Below are 17,120 nucleotides of genomic sequence, written 5' to 3' on the forward strand. Positions count from 1 at the left end.
GCGCTTCGGTTCGGCTACGAGTCCACGCGGGAGTGGCTCGACGAGCACGGCGCGCGGCTGCTCAGGCGCCTGCTGCTCCAGCCCTTCGCCGTGTAAGACGATGGGGGGCCCCGAGATGGCCCCTGGCGCTGTCCGCGCGAGACCATCAGCGGCGGCCCCCCTGCGAGCTTCGCCGAGTCCGGGAGCATCCGCAATCGGCCCATGGCGACGACGCCGAGTGCCGGGCCGATTGCGAGAGCTGCAAACGCCCACGGCCAGCCAGCCCAGCGCACGAGCGGAGGGGTCAGCCAGATCGACACCATCGTGAGCGCGAACCCCACGCACGTCTGGGTCGTCAGGGCCGTGCCGACGTAGGCGGGCGGCGAGAGCTCGGTGATCGCGGTGGAGAACTGGGCCGAGTCGGCGACGATCGCAATCCCCCACACGGCCGCGAGCCCGAGCGTGACGAGGGGCGGCCCGCCGAACGTGAGTCCGGTCACCGCGGCGCAGGTACCGGAGATCGCCATCGCGGTCATCGTGAGCGTCGTCCGTCCCCAGCGGTCGGAGACCACGCCGCCCAGCCAGCAGCCGAGCGCGCCCACCGCGATCACCAGGAACGTGGCGCCGCTCGCGTTGAGTCCCGCGTAGCTCCCGCCGCCCCGCACGCGGAGGCTCTCCGCGAGGAAGACGCCGATCCACGCCCACATCGCGTAGAGCTCCCACATGTGGCCGAGGTAGCCGAAGCACACGAGCCTCGGGCCGCGCTCCCTGAAGACCGCGAAGGCCATCCTGAGGTCGAAACGCGCCGCGGGGAACCGATACGGCCCCTCGCGCACAAAGGCCTGGACCAACACGGCCGCGGCGGCCGCGAGCACGGAGGCGGCGCCGAGCGTTCCCCGCCACGGCAGCTCAGTCACGCCGCGGATCAGGTGAGGCGTCGCCGAGCCCACCGTGAGGGCGCCGATGAGAATCCCGATCGCGAGGCCGCGGCCCTCGCGGAACCATGTCGCCATGATCTTCATCGCCGGCGGGTACGCGCCCGCCATGCTCACGCCGGTCACGAAGCGTAGTAGCAGCGCGGGGCCGAGGCTCGACGCCCAGAGCGCGAGCGCGCCGTTCGCCGCCGCGCCGAGGACGACGGACCAGGTCATGAGCGTGCGAGGCGACCAGACGTCGGGCAGGTTGCCGAGCGCGCTCGCGAGCGTGCCGACGATGAAGCCGGCCTGGACCGCGATCGTGAGCGCCGCGCTCCCGCTGTCGCCGAGGGCCCACTCGCGCCGGAGCGCGGGCAAGACCGCGGAGGCGCTGAACCAGAGGCCGAGCGCGCCGAGCTCGGCGAGCGAGAGGACGGTGAGCTGCCGCCAGGCGCGCGTCACGCGTGCGCGCTACTCGATGACGCCTTTCTCGCGGAGCCGCCCGATGTCGGCGGCGGAGAGCCCGAGGTCCTTCAGGACGTTCTCGGTGTGCTCGGAGGGCAGGGGCGCGGCGCTCCGGATCGCGCCGGGCGTGTCGGAGAGCTTGATGGCGACGCCGACCTGTCGGACGCGCCCGTGTTTCGGGTGCTCGACGTCCACGATCATCCGCCGGTGGTTGAGCTGCGGGTCCCGCACCATCTCCTCGACCTCGTACACCTTGCCCACGCACACGTCGGCCTTCGTGAGGAGGTCGAACCACTCGTCGCGGTCCCGCGTCCGGATGATCGCCTCGATCTCGCGCCGCGCCGCCTCCTCCTCGGCGTTGGCGGCGCGCACGAACTGGTCGGGCTTGCGCGCGAACCGCGCGAGCTCCGGGCGGCCGATCGCCTTGCAGAAGTTCTCCCAGAGCCACGGCTCGGTGCAGCCGATCGTGAGGAGCTTGCCGTCGCGGGTCTCGTAGATCGCGTAGTAGGGGTAGGACCCCCCGAGGAACCCTTCGCCGCGCCGCGGCGCCAGGCCGTCGCTGAAGAAGAAGCGCATGTTGGGCGTCGCGGCGAGGAGCGAAACCGACGTGTCGAGGTAGGCGACGTCCACGTGCTGGCCGCGCCCGGTTCGCTCTCGCGCATAGAGCGCGAGGACGATGCCGAGAGCGCCGTGCATTCCGGCGCCGGCATAGTCGGCGACGAGGTTCAGCGGGATGACGGGCTTGCGGCCAGGCTCGCCGATCAGGCCGAGGACGCCAGCGAGCGAGAGGTAGTTCATGTCGTGGGCGGGGTAGTCCCGGTACGGGCCATCCTGGCCGAAGCCCGAGAGCGAGCAGTAGACGACGCGCGGGTTCAGCTGGCCGATCGTCGCATAGTCGGCGCCGAGCCGCTTCATGACGCCCGGGCGGAAGCCTTCGACGACCACGTCGGCGCTCGCGGCGAGCCTCCTGAAGATCTCCTGCCCGTCGACGGATTTCATGTTCAGCGTCATCGAGCGCTTGTTGCGGTTCGTGAACGTGTGGATCGTCCGGCGGACCCAGTCCTCGTCGGCCGGCCGCCCGGGCTCGGGGGTCTCGATCTTCAGGACGTCCGCCCCCATGTCAGCCAGCAGCATCCCGGGGAACTCCGCCGGCGGCACTCGCGCCAGCTCGAGAATTTTGATTCCGTCGAGCACGCCCATGCGCGTCTCCTCAGTCAGAGTCGCCCGCGAGCCGCGAGGTGAGGGCGCGAATGTCGGGGATGTCCTCGAGGTGCGCGAGCTGCTCGGCGACTCCCTCGACCTCGTCGCGCGGCAGGACGAGCGTCGCGCACGCGCGGAACTTGGCGCGGAGCGCGTCGGGGTTGAGGGGCGTGTCCGGATGCCCGCGCGCCCCGCGCGGCCCGGCCGTGAGCGTGCGCCCGTCCCGCACCCGCACGGTGACGCGGCTCCACGCGTGCTGCGCGAGCTCGTCCGGGAGCGCCGGATCCACGACCACCGTGATGCGCTCCATGAGGTCGCGCACGGCGTGATTCCGGACCTCGCCGTCCTCGAACGAGCGAAGGTCCACGCGTCCCTCGGCGAGCGCCGCCGCGGCGCAGAACTGCATCGAGAACTTCCGCTCGAGCGCCGTCGTCGGCCGCGGGTGGGCGAGGACGTCGGGAACGACGCGGTTCACGGCGACTTCAACAGCCGTCACATCGCGCGGCGTCAGCCCGTGAGCGGCGCGCAGCTCGAGGAGCGAGTCGATCGCCGAGTGGGTGAGGGCGCACGACGGATAGGGCTTGACCGCGATGCCCGAGGCGAGGAGCTGCCAGGCGCGGCCGAGCCCGTCCAGCGCCGGCTCGAGCCGCCGGGCGCCTCCGAACGCGGCGACATACCCCTGCTTGCCCTCGAGCGCCGACTCGGATGCGGTCAGCCCCTCGCGGGCGAGCTGCGCGGCGAGGATCCCGTTCCGCGCCGCGTGCCCCGCGTGGTAGGGCTTGGTCATCGAGCCGAAGTTCTCCTTGAGCCCCGACGCGTGCGTGGCGGCGATCGCGAGGGCGTGGCGCGTCTGGATCACGTCGAGCCGCAGGAGCCGCGCCGCCGCTGCGGCGCAGCCGAGGGTACCGATCGTGGACGTCGCGTGCCAGCCGCGAGTGTAGTGCTCGGGATTGAGCGCGGCGCCGAGAGTCGCGCCGACCTCGAAGCCGACGATGTAGGCGAGCGTCACGGCGCGCCCGTCGGCCGTCTCGGCCTCTCCCGCCGCGAGAGCGGCCGCCAGGAGCGGCACGCTCGGGTGCCCCATCAGCGCGAAGTTTGTGTCGTCGAAGTCGTGCGCGTGCCCGGCCGTGCCGTTGGCGAGCGCGGCCCACCCGGGGGAGGTTACGAACCGGGTGCCCACGACGGTCGCCAGGGGCGTGCCGCCCTCGGCGCGCGCGACCGCGCGGACGGCGCGCGCGGCGGGCTCGCCCGCGCCGGCGAGCATCACGCCGAGCGTATCGAGCGCGGCCAGGCGCACGCGGGCGAGCGCTTCGGGCGGGCAGTCCTCGAGCGCGGTCTTGACGGCGAACTCCGCGAGCCGGGCCGTGAGGCTCACAGGGGCACGATATCATGAGTGTGTGAGGGTCCGGTTTCTCGGATCGGGCGATGCGTTCGGCAGCGGCGGGCGGTTCCAGACGTGCATCCACGTCCAGGCGGCCGGCGCGCAGGTGCTGCTCGACTGCGGCGCCTCCTCGCTCGTCGCGATGCGCCGCTTCGGCGTGGACCCGCAGGCGATCGACGCCGTCGTCCTCTCGCACCTGCACGGTGATCACTTCGGCGGCGTGCCCTTCCTGATCCTCGACGCTCAATTCAAGCGGCGCACACGGCCGCTCACCGTGGCCGGCCCACCGGGCGTCGAGGCGCGGGTCCGCGCGACGATGGAGGTGCTGTTCCCCGGCTCGACCGCCGTCGAGCGCCGATTCGTCACGCGTTTCGTCGAGCTGGCCGAGCGGCTGCCGCAGGGACTCGGGCCGTTCACGGTGACGCCGTTCCCCGTGGTGCACGCCAGCGGGGCGCCGTCGTTCGCGCTGCGCCTGGCGTGCGACGGCAAGGTGATCGCCTACTCGGGGGACACCGAGTGGACCGAGGTCCTGGTCGACGCGGCGCGAGCGGCCGACCTGTTCATCGCGGAGGCGCTCTTCGTCGACAAGCGCGTCAAGTTCCACCTCGACGCGCAGACGCTGCTCGCGAACCGCGCGCGGCTCGACTGCCGCCGGCTCGTCGTGACGCACATGAGCGACGACGTGCTGGGGCGCCTCGACGCGCTCGGTGTCGAGGCGGCGGAGGACGGCCGGGAATTCGTGGTCTGAGCGCGAATCTGACGGGAAGATCAGCCGAAGAGGCTGTACCGGAATACGCAGCGCAGCCCGCTGACGGCGTCCCGGAAGCCGATCTTCTTTCCCTCCTCGTAGGTTCGGCCGGCGTACGAGATCGGCACCTCGAACACCCGGCACCCCATTCGCGCGATCTTCGCCGTCACCTCGGGTTCGAAGCCGAACCGCTCCTCACGCAACGTGAGTCCCTGAAGAACCTCTCGCCGGAAGACCTTGTAGCACGTCCACACGTCCGTCAGATTCAGGTCCGTGAAGATGTTCGAGAGGTGCGTGAGGGCCTTGTTCACGAGCGAGTGTCTGTAGAAGAGGACGCGATGGGGCCCACCGAGAAACCTCGACCCGTAGACGACGTCGGCAAGGTCGCGCTCGATTGGATCGATGAGCTGGAAGTACTCCTGCGGGTTGTACTCGAGGTCTGCATCCTGGATGATGACGATGCGCCCACGCGCGTGCCGGAAGCCTCGACGAAGTGCCGCGCCCTTGCCGCCGTTCGTCGGCTGGAGGTAGATCGAGATGTTCCCGGTGGTCAGCGAATGGCCGGTCTTCGGGAGGATTGTGGACTCCTCGCCGGACGCGGTGCTATCGACGATCTGCTGGAGGAGCTCGCGTGTCCCGTCGGTCGAGCCGTCGTCGACGACGATGACTTCCTTGTCGATCCCGACCTGCTGGACCCGCCACAGAATTTCCTCGATCGTGCCGCGCTCGTTGTAAACCGGGATGACGACGGACAGCGTCGGTACGCGCGGAACTTTTGCCGAGGGGACTTCCAACGCTCCTCCTCCTCGACAGCTATTGTAAGGGACCGGCTCGCGCTGGACTAAGCCTTTAGCTGAGCCCTCACCGTGCGTCGTGGAAGATGACGCCGAGGGTGTAGCGCGAGCCGGAACGTACGCGGCTCACGCCGTGCCGCATCACGGCGCGGTAGTAGCCGCGCGCGCCCCGCGCGGGGCGGGAGCGCGTCGTGAAGATGACGACTTCGCCCTGCGCGGTCGCCACGGCCTCGCCGCGCGACTGGGCGCGCGGCCGCTGCTCGATCAGCAGGAACTCGCCCCCCGTGTAGTCCACGCCCGGGCGGGAGAGGAAGCCCGTGAGCTGCAGGGGGAAGACCACGTCGCCGTAGAGGTCCTGGTGGAGGCAGTTGTAGCCGCCCGCCTCGTAGTGGAGGAGGAGCGGCGTCGGCTTCGTTTGGCCCCGCTGCCGGCAGCGGGCGAGAAGCGACGGGAGATCGGGCGGGTAGCGTGTCGCCGTGCCCAGCGCGGCCTCCCAGCGGTTCGCGATCGCCGCGAGCGCCGGGTAGGCGTGGCCGCGCAGCGCCTCGACAAGCGGCGGCAGCGGCGCGTCGAAGTACTTGTAGTCGCCCACGCCGAACTTGTACCGCGCCATGTCCACGCGGCTCCTGAAGCGGCCGTCGTCGGCGTAGAGCGCGATCAGCTCGGCGCACTCGGCGGGCGTGAGCACGGGCGGCGTCTTCGCGTAGCCCCACTCCCAGAGCGACTGCTCGATCGCCTGCCAGTCGAGCGCCGTGAGCCGGGCCGCGACGTCCGTGTTGACGCTCATGGCATACTTTCCGGCGGTGAAACTCCCGAGAGTGGTGGTGCCCCTCGCCGTGGTCTCCGTGCTCGCATTCCTGGCCCTCGCCGCGGTCGCCCGCGCGCAGTACTTCTTCCCACTCGACTATACGGTGCAGGCGCTCGCCCAGGGTGCACGCAATCCGCTCCTCGAAGCGCCGATGCGTGCGGTGACGCTCCTCGGGTCGGGCTGGGTCCTGGCGCCGCTCTCCGCACTCGGCTGGGTCGGTCTCCGGCGCCTCGGCCATCCCCTGGCGCGCTTCGTCCCCGCGACCGTCGTCGGCGCCTTCCTGCTGGGCGCCGTGACCAAATGGCTCGTGTCGCGTCCCCGTCCGCGCGGCTCCGAGTATGGATTCCCCAGCGGCCACACGCTGGGGGCCGCCGTCTTCTTCGGCGCCGTCGTCTACGTGCTCTGGACGCTCGGCGTCCCGCGCGTCCCCCGCTGGCTCGGCACCCTCCTCGCGTGCCTGCTCGTCCTCGGCGTCGCCTGGAGCCGGCTCTACCTGAGATCCCACTGGCTGAGCGACGTGGCCGGCGGTCTCGCGGGCGGCGTGGCCTACCTGCTGGTGGCCCTCATCGTGATCGAGCGACGGCTCCGGGCGCCGCCTACTTGACGAACCCGAGGAGCCGCGGGATCACGAGCACCGTCTCGGGCACGAAGGCGACCAGGAAGAGCACGACGAGAATCGCCGCCAGGAACGGCAGCAGCGGCCTCACGAGCTTTTCCATCGGCAGGCCGCTGATCGCCATGCCGAGGAAGAGGCAGAGGCCGACGGGCGGCGTCACGTGGCCGACCGCGGAGGCGATCACGCACACCATCCCGAAGTGGATGGGGTGGATGCCGAGCGCCTGCGCGCCGGGCAAGAGCACCGGGACCGTGACCAGGATGATCTCCGACGGGGTGAGGAAGGTCCCGAGGAAGACGTAGAGCACGATCACGAAGGTCATGAAGAGCCACCACGTCGGGGCGAAGGTGAAGATGAGCTCGGCGACGCGGAATGGGAACTTCGAGTAGGTCAGCACCCAGCCGAACGCCCCGACCAGCCCGATGATGAGCCCGATCACCCCGCTGAGCCGCGCCGAGTCGGCGAAGATCCCCGGCACCTCCCGCCACGAGAGCTCCCCGTAGAAGAGCGGCGGGACCGCGAGCGCGTAGACGACCGCGACCGCCGCCGCTTCCGTCGGCGTGAACCAGCCGAGGAGGATGCCGCCCATGATGATGATCGGGATCATCAAGCCCGGCAGCGCGTTCCGGAGGGCGCGGGTGAACGTCGCCAGGGTGGGCGGGGGCTCCTTGGGGTAGTTCCGCCGCTTGGCGATCACGAACGTCGGCACCGCCATGCCGAGCGCGATGAGGAGCCCGGGCAGGTAGCCGCCCGCGAAGATCGCCGCGACCGACTCGTCGGCCATCCACGCGAAGATCACGGCGATGATGGACGGCGGAATGATCGGCGCGAGGATCGCCGTGCAGATCGTCAGGACGGTCGCGAAGTCACGGTCGTAGCCCTTGCGCACCATCTGCGGGATGAGGAACGTCCCGAGCGCCGACACGTCCGCCACCGCCGAGCCCGAGATCCCGCCGAAGATCATCGAGTCCACGATGTTCACGTAGGCGAGCCCGCCCCGGAAGCGGCCCACGAGCACGGTGGCCAGGTCGATGATGGCGCGCGCCACGCCCCCGCGCGCCGCGATGTTCCCCGCCAGGATGAAGAGCGGCGCGGCGAGGAGCAGGAACGAGTCGGACAGGAGGCCCACGAAGCGCGAGGGGATGATGATCGGGTTGAGCGCCGGGTAGAGCGTCGCCGCGGCGAGCGTGCCGACGCCGAGCGCGATGCCGATCGGCATGCCGAGGAGGACGAACACGACGAAGACGATCAGGAGCGTCTCGGCCACAGCTCACGCACCGCGGCGACCAGGCGCCACGCCATGGGCAGGATGATGAGCGCCGCGCCGACGGGCACGGCCGCGTACACATAGCCGAGCGAGAGGCTCAGGCCGGCGCTCGACTGGAGATTCGAGTTCGGGACGAGCACGAAGCTCGTCTTGATGAGCGAGAGGAACAGCAGGATGCCCGCGGCCTGGGTGATCGCGTTCGTGAGGGCCTGCCCCCGGGGCGACAGACGGTCGCGGAAGTACTCGAGCATCGTGTGCTCGCCGCGGTGCATGGCGGCGGCGGCGCCGATCATCACGAGCCAGACGAACAGGTAGCGGGGAATCTCGTCGATGCCGTCGAACGCGCTGCGGCCGACGTAGCGGAGCGCCACCTGGACGAAGACGGCGGCCGTCATCACGGCGAGGAGGGCGCCTCCGAGCAGGCCGAGCCCGTCGTAGAGCCGGGTGCCCCAGCGGCCGAAAGGCCGATCGGGAGCGGGCACGCCTACTTGATGCTGAGGATGTGATCCACGATCTTCCGCGCGTCTTTGCCAGCCGGCGTCGCGTAGAACTCCTCGTAGACGCTCCGCGTCGCCTCGCGGAACGGCGTCGCGTCGGGCTTGGTGATCGACACGCCCTTGGCCCGGACCTGCTCCTGGATCCCCTTGTCCTCGTCGAGGATGAACTTCCGGTTCCACTGCTCGGCGTGCCTGGCCGCCTCCATGATCGCCTTCTGGGTGGCCGCGTCCTGCTTGCCCCATGAGGCCTTGGACATGATCAGGGCGACGGCCTGGTGGGTGTGGCGCACATCCGCGACGTGCTTGACGATGTCGTAGAACTTGTTGTGGTAGAAGGTGTTGATCCCGCCCTCGGCGAAGTCGATGACCTTGGTCTGAAGCGCGGTGGCCACCTCGGGGAAGGCGATGGGCGTGGAGATCATCCCCAGCGCTTTGAACGTCGCCACTAAAATTTTGTCCTCCTGCACGCGGATCTTCTTGCCCTTCACGTCGGCGATGGAATTGATCGGGTAGTGGCCGTAGATGCCGCGGTAGCCGGCGGCGATGAACCCGACCAGCTTGAAGCCCTTCCGGTCCAGCACGGGCTCGTAGTATTTGCGGATGACGTCGTTTCCGTCGAGCGCGGCGTAGACGTGCTGGTAGTCCCGAAAGATGTAGGGGAGCTGGAAGACCGACATCTCGGGCACCAGCGTGGAGAGCGGCGCCGTGGTGATGGGGCCGAAGTCGACGGTGCCGAGCTGGATCTGCTGGGCCACCTCCCGTTCGCCCCCCAGCGCCCCCGAGTGGTGGTGAATGATCTTGACCTTGCCGCCGGTCAGCTCGGCCACCTTGTCGGCGAACTGCTGGGCCGCCTGGGCGGTCCCGTGCTTGGGTGGGTTGACGTTGCCCATCACGAGCTCGCGGGTCTGCGCGCCGACGGGCGTCCACCCCGCCAAGACCACCAGGAACGGCGTCACCAGCAGCGCGCTCAGGAACCTCGATCGCATGGTCGCTCCTCCACGCCGGCCACGCGGCCGGCCGCTCAGCGGTACGGGTCAGGGGACTGCTTCACGGTTCGCCAGAACTCGGGGTCGTGCCCCGGGAAGACGCGGGCGCCGGTCAGGCGCGCCAGCGTCTTGAGCCGCTTGATGGCGTGGAGCGCCAGCGTCGGGTTCCAGACGACGCCGGGCACGCGCTCGGCGTCCAGGTGCTCCTGCCAGTAACAGGCGTCGCCCGTCAGGATGATGGGCCCGCTCTCCGGCAGCTCCACCAGCAGCGACTGGTGGCCGGGGGTGTGGCCCTCGGTGCGCAACACCGTCACGCCCGGCGCCAGCTCGGCGTCGCCGTCGAGCAGGCGCCAGCGGCGGTCGGGCAGGTCGAAGTTCTTGCGGTAATAGAAGGACGCGAAGAACGGCGCCGGGTAATGCGCGTACGCGTACTCGTCCTTCTGGACGACCAGCTCGGACCGGGCAAAGAGCTCGGTGCCGCCCGCATGATCATAGTGCAGATGGGAGAGCACCACGACGTCGATGTCGTCGGCCTCCAGACCCAGCACGTCCAGGCGGTGGACCAGCAGGTCCTCGTTCGTGAAGCGCGCCAGCGGGTCGTTACGGAGCAGTCCGGGGACGGCGCGTGGCGACAGGCCGGTGTCGAAGAGGATGGTGCCGTCGGTGGCGCGCACCAGGTAGCAGGCGACGGGAATCTGGGCGCGCTCGGCGGAAAAGTCGCCGTAAAACAGCAGCGAGCGGGGGGCGCCCATGAACCCGTTCTGCAGGGCGTACAGGGCCTGGACTCCCATGGCGCGCCATGATAGCACCAGTGCTCAGCGCACGGTCCGGGCGGACGCCGGCGGCCGACCGGCCGCCCACTTGGCGGTTGTCGTCGGCCGTGGTGTCGAGCATCATGGCGGGGAGCGCTGACCCGCGGGAGGAGGACGTGGTGAACCGGATGGCAGTGATCGTCGGGATCGCGGCGCTGGTGGTGGGCCTGCTGGCGGGCTTTCTCTGGTGGGGGATGCCGACCGAGCGCTTGCAGGGCCAGTTGACCGATGCCCGGAGGCAGGCGCAGGCGCTGGAGCGCCGGGCCGACGAAGCGGAGGCGAAGCTTCGCGCCGCCCAGGACGACACGAAGGCGGTGGAGGGCGACCTGGCGCGCGAGCGCGAGCGGCGCTCCCGCCTCGAGGTGATCATCAGCGAGGGACGGAAGTAGGGCGGGAGGGCCGGCTCATGGACTTCGTACTGACCGAGCAACAGGAGCTGATCCGCAAGGACGTGGCCACGCTGGCGCGCTCCTTCCCGCCGGACTACTGGCTGGAGAAGGACCGGAAGGCGGAGTACCCGTGGGAGTTCGTCAAGGCCTTCGCCGCCGGCGGCTGGCTGGGGATCATCATTCCCGAGGCCTACGGCGGCTCGGGGCTCGGGGTGACGGAGGCGTCCATCCTCCTGCACGAGATCTGCGCCGCCGGCGCCGGCACCAGCGGCGCCTCGCCCATCCACTTCTACGTCTTCCCGCCGATGCCGCTCGTCAAGCACGGCAGCGAGGCGCTCAAGCGGCGGCATCTGCCGCGCATCGCGACCGGCGAGATCGTCATGTCTTTCGGTGTCACCGAGCCCAACGCGGGGACGGACACGTCGCGGATCGAGACGCGGGCCGAGCGCCGCGGCGACGGCTTCGTCGTCCATGGACGCAAGGTGTGGAACACCAACGCGCGGCAGGCCACCCACATGCTCCTGCTGGCCCGCACCGCGCCCCGCGATCCCGCCCGGCCGTTCGCGGGCATGACGCTCTTCTTCGCCGAGTTCGACCGCTCGAAGATCACGGTGCGCGAGATCGAAAAGATGGGGCGCGCCGCGGTGGACTCCAACGAGCTCTTCATCGAGGGCCTCGAGATTCCCGCCGATAACGTGGTCGGCGAGATCGGCCGCGGCTTCTACCACCTGCTGGACTCGCTGAACCCCGAGCGCATCCTGACCGCGATCGAGGCCGTCGGCATCGGGCGGGCCGCGCTGGAGCGCGCCGTCCAGTACGCCAAGGAGCGCGTCGTCTTCGGGCGACCGATCGGTCAGAACCAGGCGGTCGCTCACCCGCTGGCGCTGGCGTGGGCGAAGCTGGAGACCGCCGAGCTGATGACCATGAAGGCCGCGTGGCTCTTCGATCACGGCCGCCCCTGCGGCGCCGAAGCCAACTCGGCCAAGCTGGTGGCGGCCGAGGCGGGCTTCGAGGCGTGCGACGCCGCGGTCCAAACGCACGGCGGCTACGGTTACGCCAAGGAGTTCCACGTCGAGCGTCTGTGGCGCGAGATCCGTCTCTACAAGATCGCGCCCATCTCTCAGGAGATGGTGCTGAACTACCTCAGCGAGCACGTGCTGGGGCTGCCGCGCAGCTACTAGAGCTGCTCCTCGGACCCGCTCGTCGTGCCGGCGGCGCCGGCGAATCGGAGACGTCTTCCGACCGTCTGCTACTGTGAGCTTATGAGGGTGCGCCGGCGACGTTCACTGATCGTCTTCGCCCTCGCGGCCCTGGTGACCGTCGCCGTGCTCGCGGTGGGGTGGTATGTCCTCGGCGAGGAACGCCGCCTGGGCCGCCTCCTGACCGGCGTCCTCGCCAGTCGCACGGGCCTGCCGATCAGCGTGGAGCGGGCGGCGACGGATGGCTCGCGCCTGAGGCTCCGGGGCGTCCGGCTGCCGGCGACGGCCGGGCGTCCGCTGGACGTGCGCATCGGTGACGTCGAGGTCACCGGGGGCGTGCTGCCCTGGCTGGCGCCCAGCGGGCGGCGCCTGTCGGTGGTCGCCCGGACGACGACGGTGACCGTTTCCGAGAGCGCCGGCGGCCTGCCCGAGGGGGCGGTGCTCGACGCGCTTCGCGACACCCCTGCGTGGTCTGCTCGACTGGCCCGGCGCTCTCACCCTGCGCGTCGAGGGCGGGGAGCTGCGCGCACGCGGCGTCCATCACTTCTGGCTCACCGCTGACAAGACCGGTGGCACGCTGACGCTCGCGCTGGCGCTCGAGCCCGACGGTCGGGGGCGGGCGCTCAGGGTCGACGCCCGGAGCGCGGGCGTGGCGGACGGGGGCGTCCGGATCGAGGTCGACCTCGCGGGCGAGCCCCGGCAGCTCGGGGGGCTTTGGCCTGCAGCGGTGCCACCACCGGCCTCGCTGGCCGCCCGCAGCGATCTCAGCATGCTCGGCGATGGTCAGGTGACGGCGACGGGGCGCCTGACGGTCGTCGCGGCGGCCACGCCGACCGTGATCGACTTCGCCTCGCGCTACGACGCGCGGGGCAGCCGCCTCACGGTGTCCCACTATGCCCTCGACTGGGGAGCCGACGTCCGTCTCGAGGGCGAGGCCGAGGTCACCGCCGGCCCGCGGATCTCGGGCACGGCGCGGGGGGCGGTCGACGGCAGTCCGCTCGGAGCTCGAGCGACCTACCAGGCGACCAGCGGTGCCTTCGACGGCGAGGTGACCGTCGAGTCGTTCAGCATGCTCCGCGTAGCGCGGCGCCTGGGCGCGAATCCGCCCCCGGGCGAGGCGACGGCGCGCAGCGTGGTGGTGCGATTCTCCGGCGTTGCCGGCCCCCCCCGGTCCACGGCCCGCATCGATCTTTTCGCGCGGGGGCTGACGGCCACCGCCCTACGGTCCTTCCCGCTGGACGCGGCGCTCGAGGCGACGGTCACCCTGGCCCCGGCCGCCGTTCCGCCTCGCCTGGCCCGCGTCACCGCGGCGACCCTGACGCTCACGCGCCAGGGCCAGCCTGTCGGGGTCCTCACCGGCGGCTCGCGCGGGGGCGCGCTGTGGCCCATCGCCGTCGACGGAAAAGTGGACGATCTCGGGCGGGTCGCGCCGGCCCTGCCGCTGACGGCGATGCTGTCGGGGTCAGCGCGGATCGTGGGCGAGGTCCGGACCGCCGACGGTCTGGACTTCCAGGGGACGCTGACGGCGAACGTTCCGCGAGCCCAGGTCATCCTCGGCGCGCCCGTCGTGGTCACGGACCTCCGAGCCACGGTTCCCGTGGCGTCAGGGGCGATCGCCGACACGCAGGCCGGGTCGGTGACGGTCGAGCGCGTCGCGGGTTACGGCCTGACGCTCGATCAGGCGACGAGCACCGCGCGCATCGCGGAGGGGCGGCTGCTGCTGCCCGACATCTCCTACACCCAGTACGGAGGGCACGGCCGGGGCTGGCTCGAGGCCGCCCTCGACGGGCGGCCGGCGCCCTTCCGCGCCCGGCTGGAAGGCCAGGGGGTGGACCTCGCGCTCTTCGTCCACGAGTCGGGCTCGAACGTGGCGCACCTGACGGGGACGGTGCGGTATCTGGCCAGCGCCCAATACACGACCAGGGACGGGCTCGTCGCCCTCGTCCGCATGGACTCCGAAGATGAGGGCGAGATCAGCATCGACGCCATCGAACGGCTGATCGAATCGGCGGCCGTGCAGGCGGAGTCGAGCGGCGTGCTCCGGATGACGCTCGAGAACCTCCGCGTCTTCCAGTACGAGTCGCTCGAGGGCGAGCTCCGCCTGAGCCGGGGCGACGGGCGCGTGGACTTGACGCTGCGCGGTAAGAAGCGGCTCGGAATCTTTCCGGCTCCGGTGGAGGCGATCAATTTCCGGAACGTGCCGCTGGCGGTGCTGGCGCGCACGTTCGCGAAGGGGACCACGCCATGACGCGCGCGAACGTACACCTGCCGGCCGCTCCCCTCTGGCTCCCGGCGCTGCCGCTGCTGGTCGCCGGCTGCTTTGCGGTGACGATCAACGTGACGTTCCCGCAGGAGAAGATCGAAAGTGCCGCCTCGGGCATCGAGGATCTGGTGCGAATGCCCGCGCCTTCGGCCCCGGCGCCGGCGGCTCCGAAGCGCGACGGCTCCGCTCCCGTGCCCAACCCGCCCGCCGCCGCTCGGTTCGCCTGGAGGGGGCCGGCGGTCGCGGAGGCCCAGACGCCGGAGCTCAAGACACGCACGCCCGAGGTGATGGCGGTCGTCGAGTGGCGCCGCGCCCGCTACCCGGAGCTGGCGGCGGCGCTGGCGAAAGGGTGTCTGGGCGAGAACAGCCAGGGGCTCGTCGAGGTCCGGCCGGGCAGCGGCTGCCCGCCGAACCTCGGCGCGCTGGTCTCCGCTGAAAACCGGGACCGGATGTTCCTCTACCGCACCCTGGTCGAGCAGAACAACATGCCCGCCGGCGATCTGCCGCGGGTTCAGGCCGCGTTCGCCAAGGCCAACCGGGAACGCGCCCCCGCCGGGGCCTGGGTGCAGGACGACTCCGGCCAGTGGTCGCGCAAGTGAGCCCGGAGAAGGGCGGTTTGACAGCCCGCCAGCAAGCCTGATAAGTCTGATAGAACGACCCTGTCGAGTAGTTCTGCGCCCCTGGAGTCGGGCGGAAAGGCTGACGATGTCCAGTGTGTCGGGCGGTCAGGACCCTCGCGGCGTGCCGGCGTCCCCGGGTGATCTCCCTAGTGTATTTTCACTAGTCAGCCGCCGGCGGCGAGCGCGATGAGCCTTCCCAGGGGCAAGCAAAAAGTTCTCGTCGTAGATGACGCGGGCGAGGTGGTGGTGCTCTGCGTGAACATGCTCCAGTCCCTGGGATACGCCGTCAAGGGCGCCAACCGTGGTGACGCGGCGCTCGACCTCGTTCGCAAGGAACCCTTCGACCTCGTGATCGTGGACTACAAGATGCCGGAGATGAATGGCTTCCAGGTCTTCGAACAATCCCGGGCGATCCGCCCCGACACGGCGTTCATGCTGCTCACGGGGCACGGATCCTCGGACGTGGTGGAGGACGCGACGGAGATGGGGTTCAACGCGATTCTGCTGAAGCCGTTCACGCGCGACCAGTTGCGCACCGCCGTCGGGCAGGCCCTTCAGGGCCGGACCTAGGAGGCGCCCATGCTGTCGCGGGCTGAGACGGGAAAGGGAACTGACACCTCCGTGCTGCGCTCGATCCTCAGGGGCCTGCAGTGGGGCCTCGACCGCACGGTGTCCGTGGGCTATGGCGTCGTCTACGACTACATCTTCGAGCAGTTCGCTCCGTACCAGGCGCTGCAGCGCGAGGTGCTGACCCGCGTGGAAGCCTCTGTTCCCGAGGGCGCCCAGCGCCGCGACGTGCGGGTCCTGGAGGTCGGATGCGGCCCGGGCAACTTCAGCTGCATCCTGGCCGAGGCGGGCTTCTCGGTGGTCGGGATCGACCCCTATGGGGGGTTGATCGAGCTGGCCCGCGAGAAGCGCCGGGCCAAGCGCCTGTCGAACCTGGCCTTCCAGCACGCCGATCTGGCGCTGGGCAACACCTTCTGGGACGGGGCGTTCGATCAGATCGTCAGCATCCACTCGCTCTACGCGCACCCCGAGCCCCGCCGGGTGCTGGAGGAGGCCTGCCGCATCCTCAGGCCCGGCGGGCACGCCATCTTCGTCAACCACACGCGGCGCATCGGGCTGGCCTCGACGTTTCGCGAGGTCAGGCGGCGCGAGGGGCCGCTGGCTGCCTCCCGCTCTCTGCTGTGGATCGGACCGAACGCGCTCTTCGAGATGGGCCGCAAGCGGATCGGCCCGCACTACTGGAGCGAGGAGGTCTTCGCGCGCGAACTGCACGCGGCGGGCTTTACGGTGCTCGAGATGCGGCGGACCTTCCTGAACGCCGCCAGTCTGTTGGTGTGGGCGCAGAAGGGCACGAAGGATTAGATGAAGGAGCCCGGGACCCTGGCCTGGAAAGACGCGGCGGCCTCCACTCCATTTCGGGGCGCGCTCGAACGCCTGGTGGCCGTCGGGTACGGCCTCACCTACGACGCCATCGTGCGCGGCTTCCCGCCGTACCAGGCGCTGCTGGACGAGGTGGCGTCGTACGTGGGGCGCTCGGGCCGGGCCGGATCGTCCCGGGGCCTCGTCAAGGTCCTCGACGTCTCCTGCGGCACGGGTACGGTGGCGGCCCGGCTGGCCCGCGACGGCTACGCGGTCGTCGCCCTCGACGTGGTGGAGCATCTCGTCGCGGTGGCGCGCCGGCGCTACGGGTCGGCGCGCAACGTCGCCTTCCACCACCTGGACGTGGCGCGCGACCCCATCCCTGGCGCGGGGAGCTTCGACGCGCTGGTGAGCATGCACACCCTCTACTGGCACCCGAATCCGCTCGGTGTGCTGGAGGCCTGTCGCCGCGCGCTGAAGGCCGGCGGGCACGGCGTCTTCCTGACCTACGCGCGGCCGGCCCGGGTCGGGCGCACGTTCCGGCAACTCCGGGCGCGACAGGGGTTCGGCGCGGCGGCGCGGGCGCTCCGGTGGCTGTTGCCGACCGCCGCCTTCGAGATGTTCCGGCAGAACGAGCCGCAGTACTTCGGTCGGGACGAGTTCGAGCGACTCCTGGCGCGGGCGGGCTTCGAAGTCCTGGAAGTGCGGACGACGTTTCTGGCCGAGCTCAGCCTGCTGGCCTGGGTCCGCGCCCGTAACGTCGCGGTTCGGCAGGCCTAAAGGAGGTGCCGGAGGGTGCCGCCCTCATCGACGCCCG

The 17,120-nt window shown here is 70.6% G+C and carries 19 protein-coding genes; 10 read left to right on the top strand and 9 right to left on the bottom strand.

Annotated elements, in window-relative coordinates; genetic code table 11:
• Positions 1-14: 14 nt before the first annotated feature.
• The 3 genes from VGV13_05195 to VGV13_05205 are packed head-to-tail and all read right to left on the bottom strand — an operon-like array spanning position 15 to position 3,933.
• Positions 15-1,355 (bottom strand): MFS transporter, encoded by a 1,341-nt coding sequence (locus tag VGV13_05195; GenBank protein ID HEV8640475.1) that lies wholly within the window; start codon positions 1,353-1,355, stop codon positions 15-17.
• A gap of 9 nt (positions 1,356-1,364) precedes the next feature.
• Entirely contained in the window at positions 1,365-2,558 is a 1,194-nt protein-coding gene (locus tag VGV13_05200; protein HEV8640476.1) for a CaiB/BaiF CoA-transferase family protein, read from the bottom strand.
• Positions 2,559-2,568: 10 nt separating this feature from the next.
• Positions 2,569-3,933 carry an MmgE/PrpD family protein gene (locus VGV13_05205; protein HEV8640477.1) on the bottom strand — a complete coding sequence of 455 codons (1,365 nt, stop codon included), beginning with the start codon at positions 3,931-3,933 and terminating at the stop codon, positions 2,569-2,571.
• A gap of 22 nt (positions 3,934-3,955) precedes the next feature.
• On the opposite strand from VGV13_05205, the gene VGV13_05210 reads away from it, so the two are divergent.
• Entirely contained in the window at positions 3,956-4,687 is a 732-nt protein-coding gene (locus VGV13_05210; GenBank protein ID HEV8640478.1) for an MBL fold metallo-hydrolase, read from the top strand.
• Between the two features lie 20 nt (positions 4,688-4,707).
• Here VGV13_05210 and VGV13_05215 read toward each other — a convergent pair whose 3' ends face one another.
• Both VGV13_05215 and VGV13_05220 read right to left on the bottom strand, forming a co-directional pair.
• Positions 4,708-5,481: a glycosyltransferase family 2 protein gene (locus VGV13_05215; protein ID HEV8640479.1), complete on the bottom strand. Its 774-nt coding sequence runs from the start codon at positions 5,479-5,481 to the stop codon at positions 4,708-4,710.
• A 67-nt stretch (positions 5,482-5,548) separates the two neighbouring features.
• On the bottom strand, positions 5,549-6,268 hold the full coding sequence (locus tag VGV13_05220) for a 2OG-Fe(II) oxygenase (protein HEV8640480.1): 720 nt from the start codon (positions 6,266-6,268) through the stop codon (positions 5,549-5,551).
• 37 nt (positions 6,269-6,305) lie between these two features.
• Between VGV13_05220 and VGV13_05225 the strand changes: the two genes are divergently transcribed.
• Positions 6,306-6,893, top strand: coding sequence for a phosphatase PAP2 family protein (locus tag VGV13_05225; protein HEV8640481.1), 588 nt, complete (start codon positions 6,306-6,308; stop codon positions 6,891-6,893).
• On the opposite strand, the gene VGV13_05230 is transcribed toward VGV13_05225, so the two are convergent.
• From VGV13_05230 to VGV13_05245, 4 genes are read right to left on the bottom strand one after another with little or no spacing between them, the layout of a single operon-like run.
• Positions 6,886-8,172, bottom strand: coding sequence for a TRAP transporter large permease (locus VGV13_05230; protein ID HEV8640482.1), 1,287 nt, complete (start codon positions 8,170-8,172; stop codon positions 6,886-6,888). The two genes, VGV13_05225 and VGV13_05230, sit on opposite strands and share 8 nt — an antisense overlap.
• Positions 8,154-8,654 (bottom strand): TRAP transporter small permease, encoded by a 501-nt coding sequence (locus VGV13_05235; GenBank protein ID HEV8640483.1) that lies wholly within the window; start codon positions 8,652-8,654, stop codon positions 8,154-8,156. The genes VGV13_05230 and VGV13_05235 overlap by 19 nt, the downstream gene beginning before the upstream one ends.
• A gap of 2 nt (positions 8,655-8,656) precedes the next feature.
• Positions 8,657-9,655: a TRAP transporter substrate-binding protein gene (locus tag VGV13_05240; GenBank protein HEV8640484.1), complete on the bottom strand. Its 999-nt coding sequence runs from the start codon at positions 9,653-9,655 to the stop codon at positions 8,657-8,659.
• A 35-nt stretch (positions 9,656-9,690) separates the two neighbouring features.
• Positions 9,691-10,446 carry an N-acyl homoserine lactonase family protein gene (locus VGV13_05245; protein HEV8640485.1) on the bottom strand — a complete coding sequence of 252 codons (756 nt, stop codon included), beginning with the start codon at positions 10,444-10,446 and terminating at the stop codon, positions 9,691-9,693.
• Positions 10,447-10,586: 140 nt separating this feature from the next.
• Here VGV13_05245 and VGV13_05250 point away from each other — a divergent pair, with 140 nt between their 5' ends.
• From VGV13_05250 to VGV13_05285, 8 genes are all read left to right on the top strand, one after another.
• A complete protein-coding gene (locus VGV13_05250) occupies positions 10,587-10,856 on the top strand; it encodes a hypothetical protein (protein HEV8640486.1) in 270 nt (89 codons plus the stop codon).
• Between the two features lie 17 nt (positions 10,857-10,873).
• Positions 10,874-12,037: an acyl-CoA dehydrogenase family protein gene (locus tag VGV13_05255; protein ID HEV8640487.1), complete on the top strand. Its 1,164-nt coding sequence runs from the start codon at positions 10,874-10,876 to the stop codon at positions 12,035-12,037.
• A gap of 87 nt (positions 12,038-12,124) precedes the next feature.
• Entirely contained in the window at positions 12,125-12,616 is a 492-nt protein-coding gene (locus VGV13_05260) for a hypothetical protein (GenBank protein HEV8640488.1), read from the top strand.
• Between the two features lie 88 nt (positions 12,617-12,704).
• On the top strand, positions 12,705-14,303 hold the full coding sequence (locus VGV13_05265; protein ID HEV8640489.1) for a hypothetical protein: 1,599 nt from the start codon (positions 12,705-12,707) through the stop codon (positions 14,301-14,303).
• Positions 14,300-14,917 (top strand): DUF1318 domain-containing protein, encoded by a 618-nt coding sequence (locus tag VGV13_05270; GenBank protein ID HEV8640490.1) that lies wholly within the window; start codon positions 14,300-14,302, stop codon positions 14,915-14,917. The genes VGV13_05265 and VGV13_05270 overlap by 4 nt, the downstream gene beginning before the upstream one ends.
• A gap of 207 nt (positions 14,918-15,124) precedes the next feature.
• A complete protein-coding gene (locus VGV13_05275; GenBank protein HEV8640491.1) occupies positions 15,125-15,508 on the top strand; it encodes a response regulator in 384 nt (127 codons plus the stop codon).
• Positions 15,509-15,517: 9 nt separating this feature from the next.
• Positions 15,518-16,306, top strand: coding sequence for a class I SAM-dependent methyltransferase (locus VGV13_05280; protein HEV8640492.1), 789 nt, complete (start codon positions 15,518-15,520; stop codon positions 16,304-16,306).
• Positions 16,307-17,083: a class I SAM-dependent methyltransferase gene (locus VGV13_05285; GenBank protein ID HEV8640493.1), complete on the top strand. Its 777-nt coding sequence runs from the start codon at positions 16,307-16,309 to the stop codon at positions 17,081-17,083.
• Positions 17,084-17,120 lie beyond the last annotated feature (37 nt).

Source organism: Candidatus Methylomirabilota bacterium (assembly GCA_036001065.1).
GTDB lineage: Bacteria > Methylomirabilota > Methylomirabilia > Rokubacteriales > CSP1-6 > MNEF01.

What these genes read in the sequence shown, in the direction of transcription:
- VGV13_05220 (HEV8640480.1), bottom strand. Translation starts at nt 6,268, where the DNA reads ATGAGCGTCAACACGGACGTCGCGGCCCGGCTCACGGCGCTCGACTGG.
- VGV13_05285 (HEV8640493.1), top strand. Translation starts at nt 16,307, where the DNA reads ATGAAGGAGCCCGGGACCCTGGCCTGGAAAGACGCGGCGGCCTCCACT.
- VGV13_05280 (HEV8640492.1), top strand. Translation starts at nt 15,518, where the DNA reads ATGCTGTCGCGGGCTGAGACGGGAAAGGGAACTGACACCTCCGTGCTG.
- VGV13_05255 (HEV8640487.1), top strand. Translation starts at nt 10,874, where the DNA reads ATGGACTTCGTACTGACCGAGCAACAGGAGCTGATCCGCAAGGACGTG.
- VGV13_05200 (HEV8640476.1), bottom strand. Translation starts at nt 2,558, where the DNA reads ATGGGCGTGCTCGACGGAATCAAAATTCTCGAGCTGGCGCGAGTGCCG.
- VGV13_05245 (HEV8640485.1), bottom strand. Translation starts at nt 10,446, where the DNA reads ATGGGAGTCCAGGCCCTGTACGCCCTGCAGAACGGGTTCATGGGCGCC.
- VGV13_05270 (HEV8640490.1), top strand. Translation starts at nt 14,300, where the DNA reads ATGACGCGCGCGAACGTACACCTGCCGGCCGCTCCCCTCTGGCTCCCG.
- VGV13_05240 (HEV8640484.1), bottom strand. Translation starts at nt 9,655, where the DNA reads ATGCGATCGAGGTTCCTGAGCGCGCTGCTGGTGACGCCGTTCCTGGTG.
- VGV13_05275 (HEV8640491.1), top strand. Translation starts at nt 15,125, where the DNA reads ATGAGCCTTCCCAGGGGCAAGCAAAAAGTTCTCGTCGTAGATGACGCG.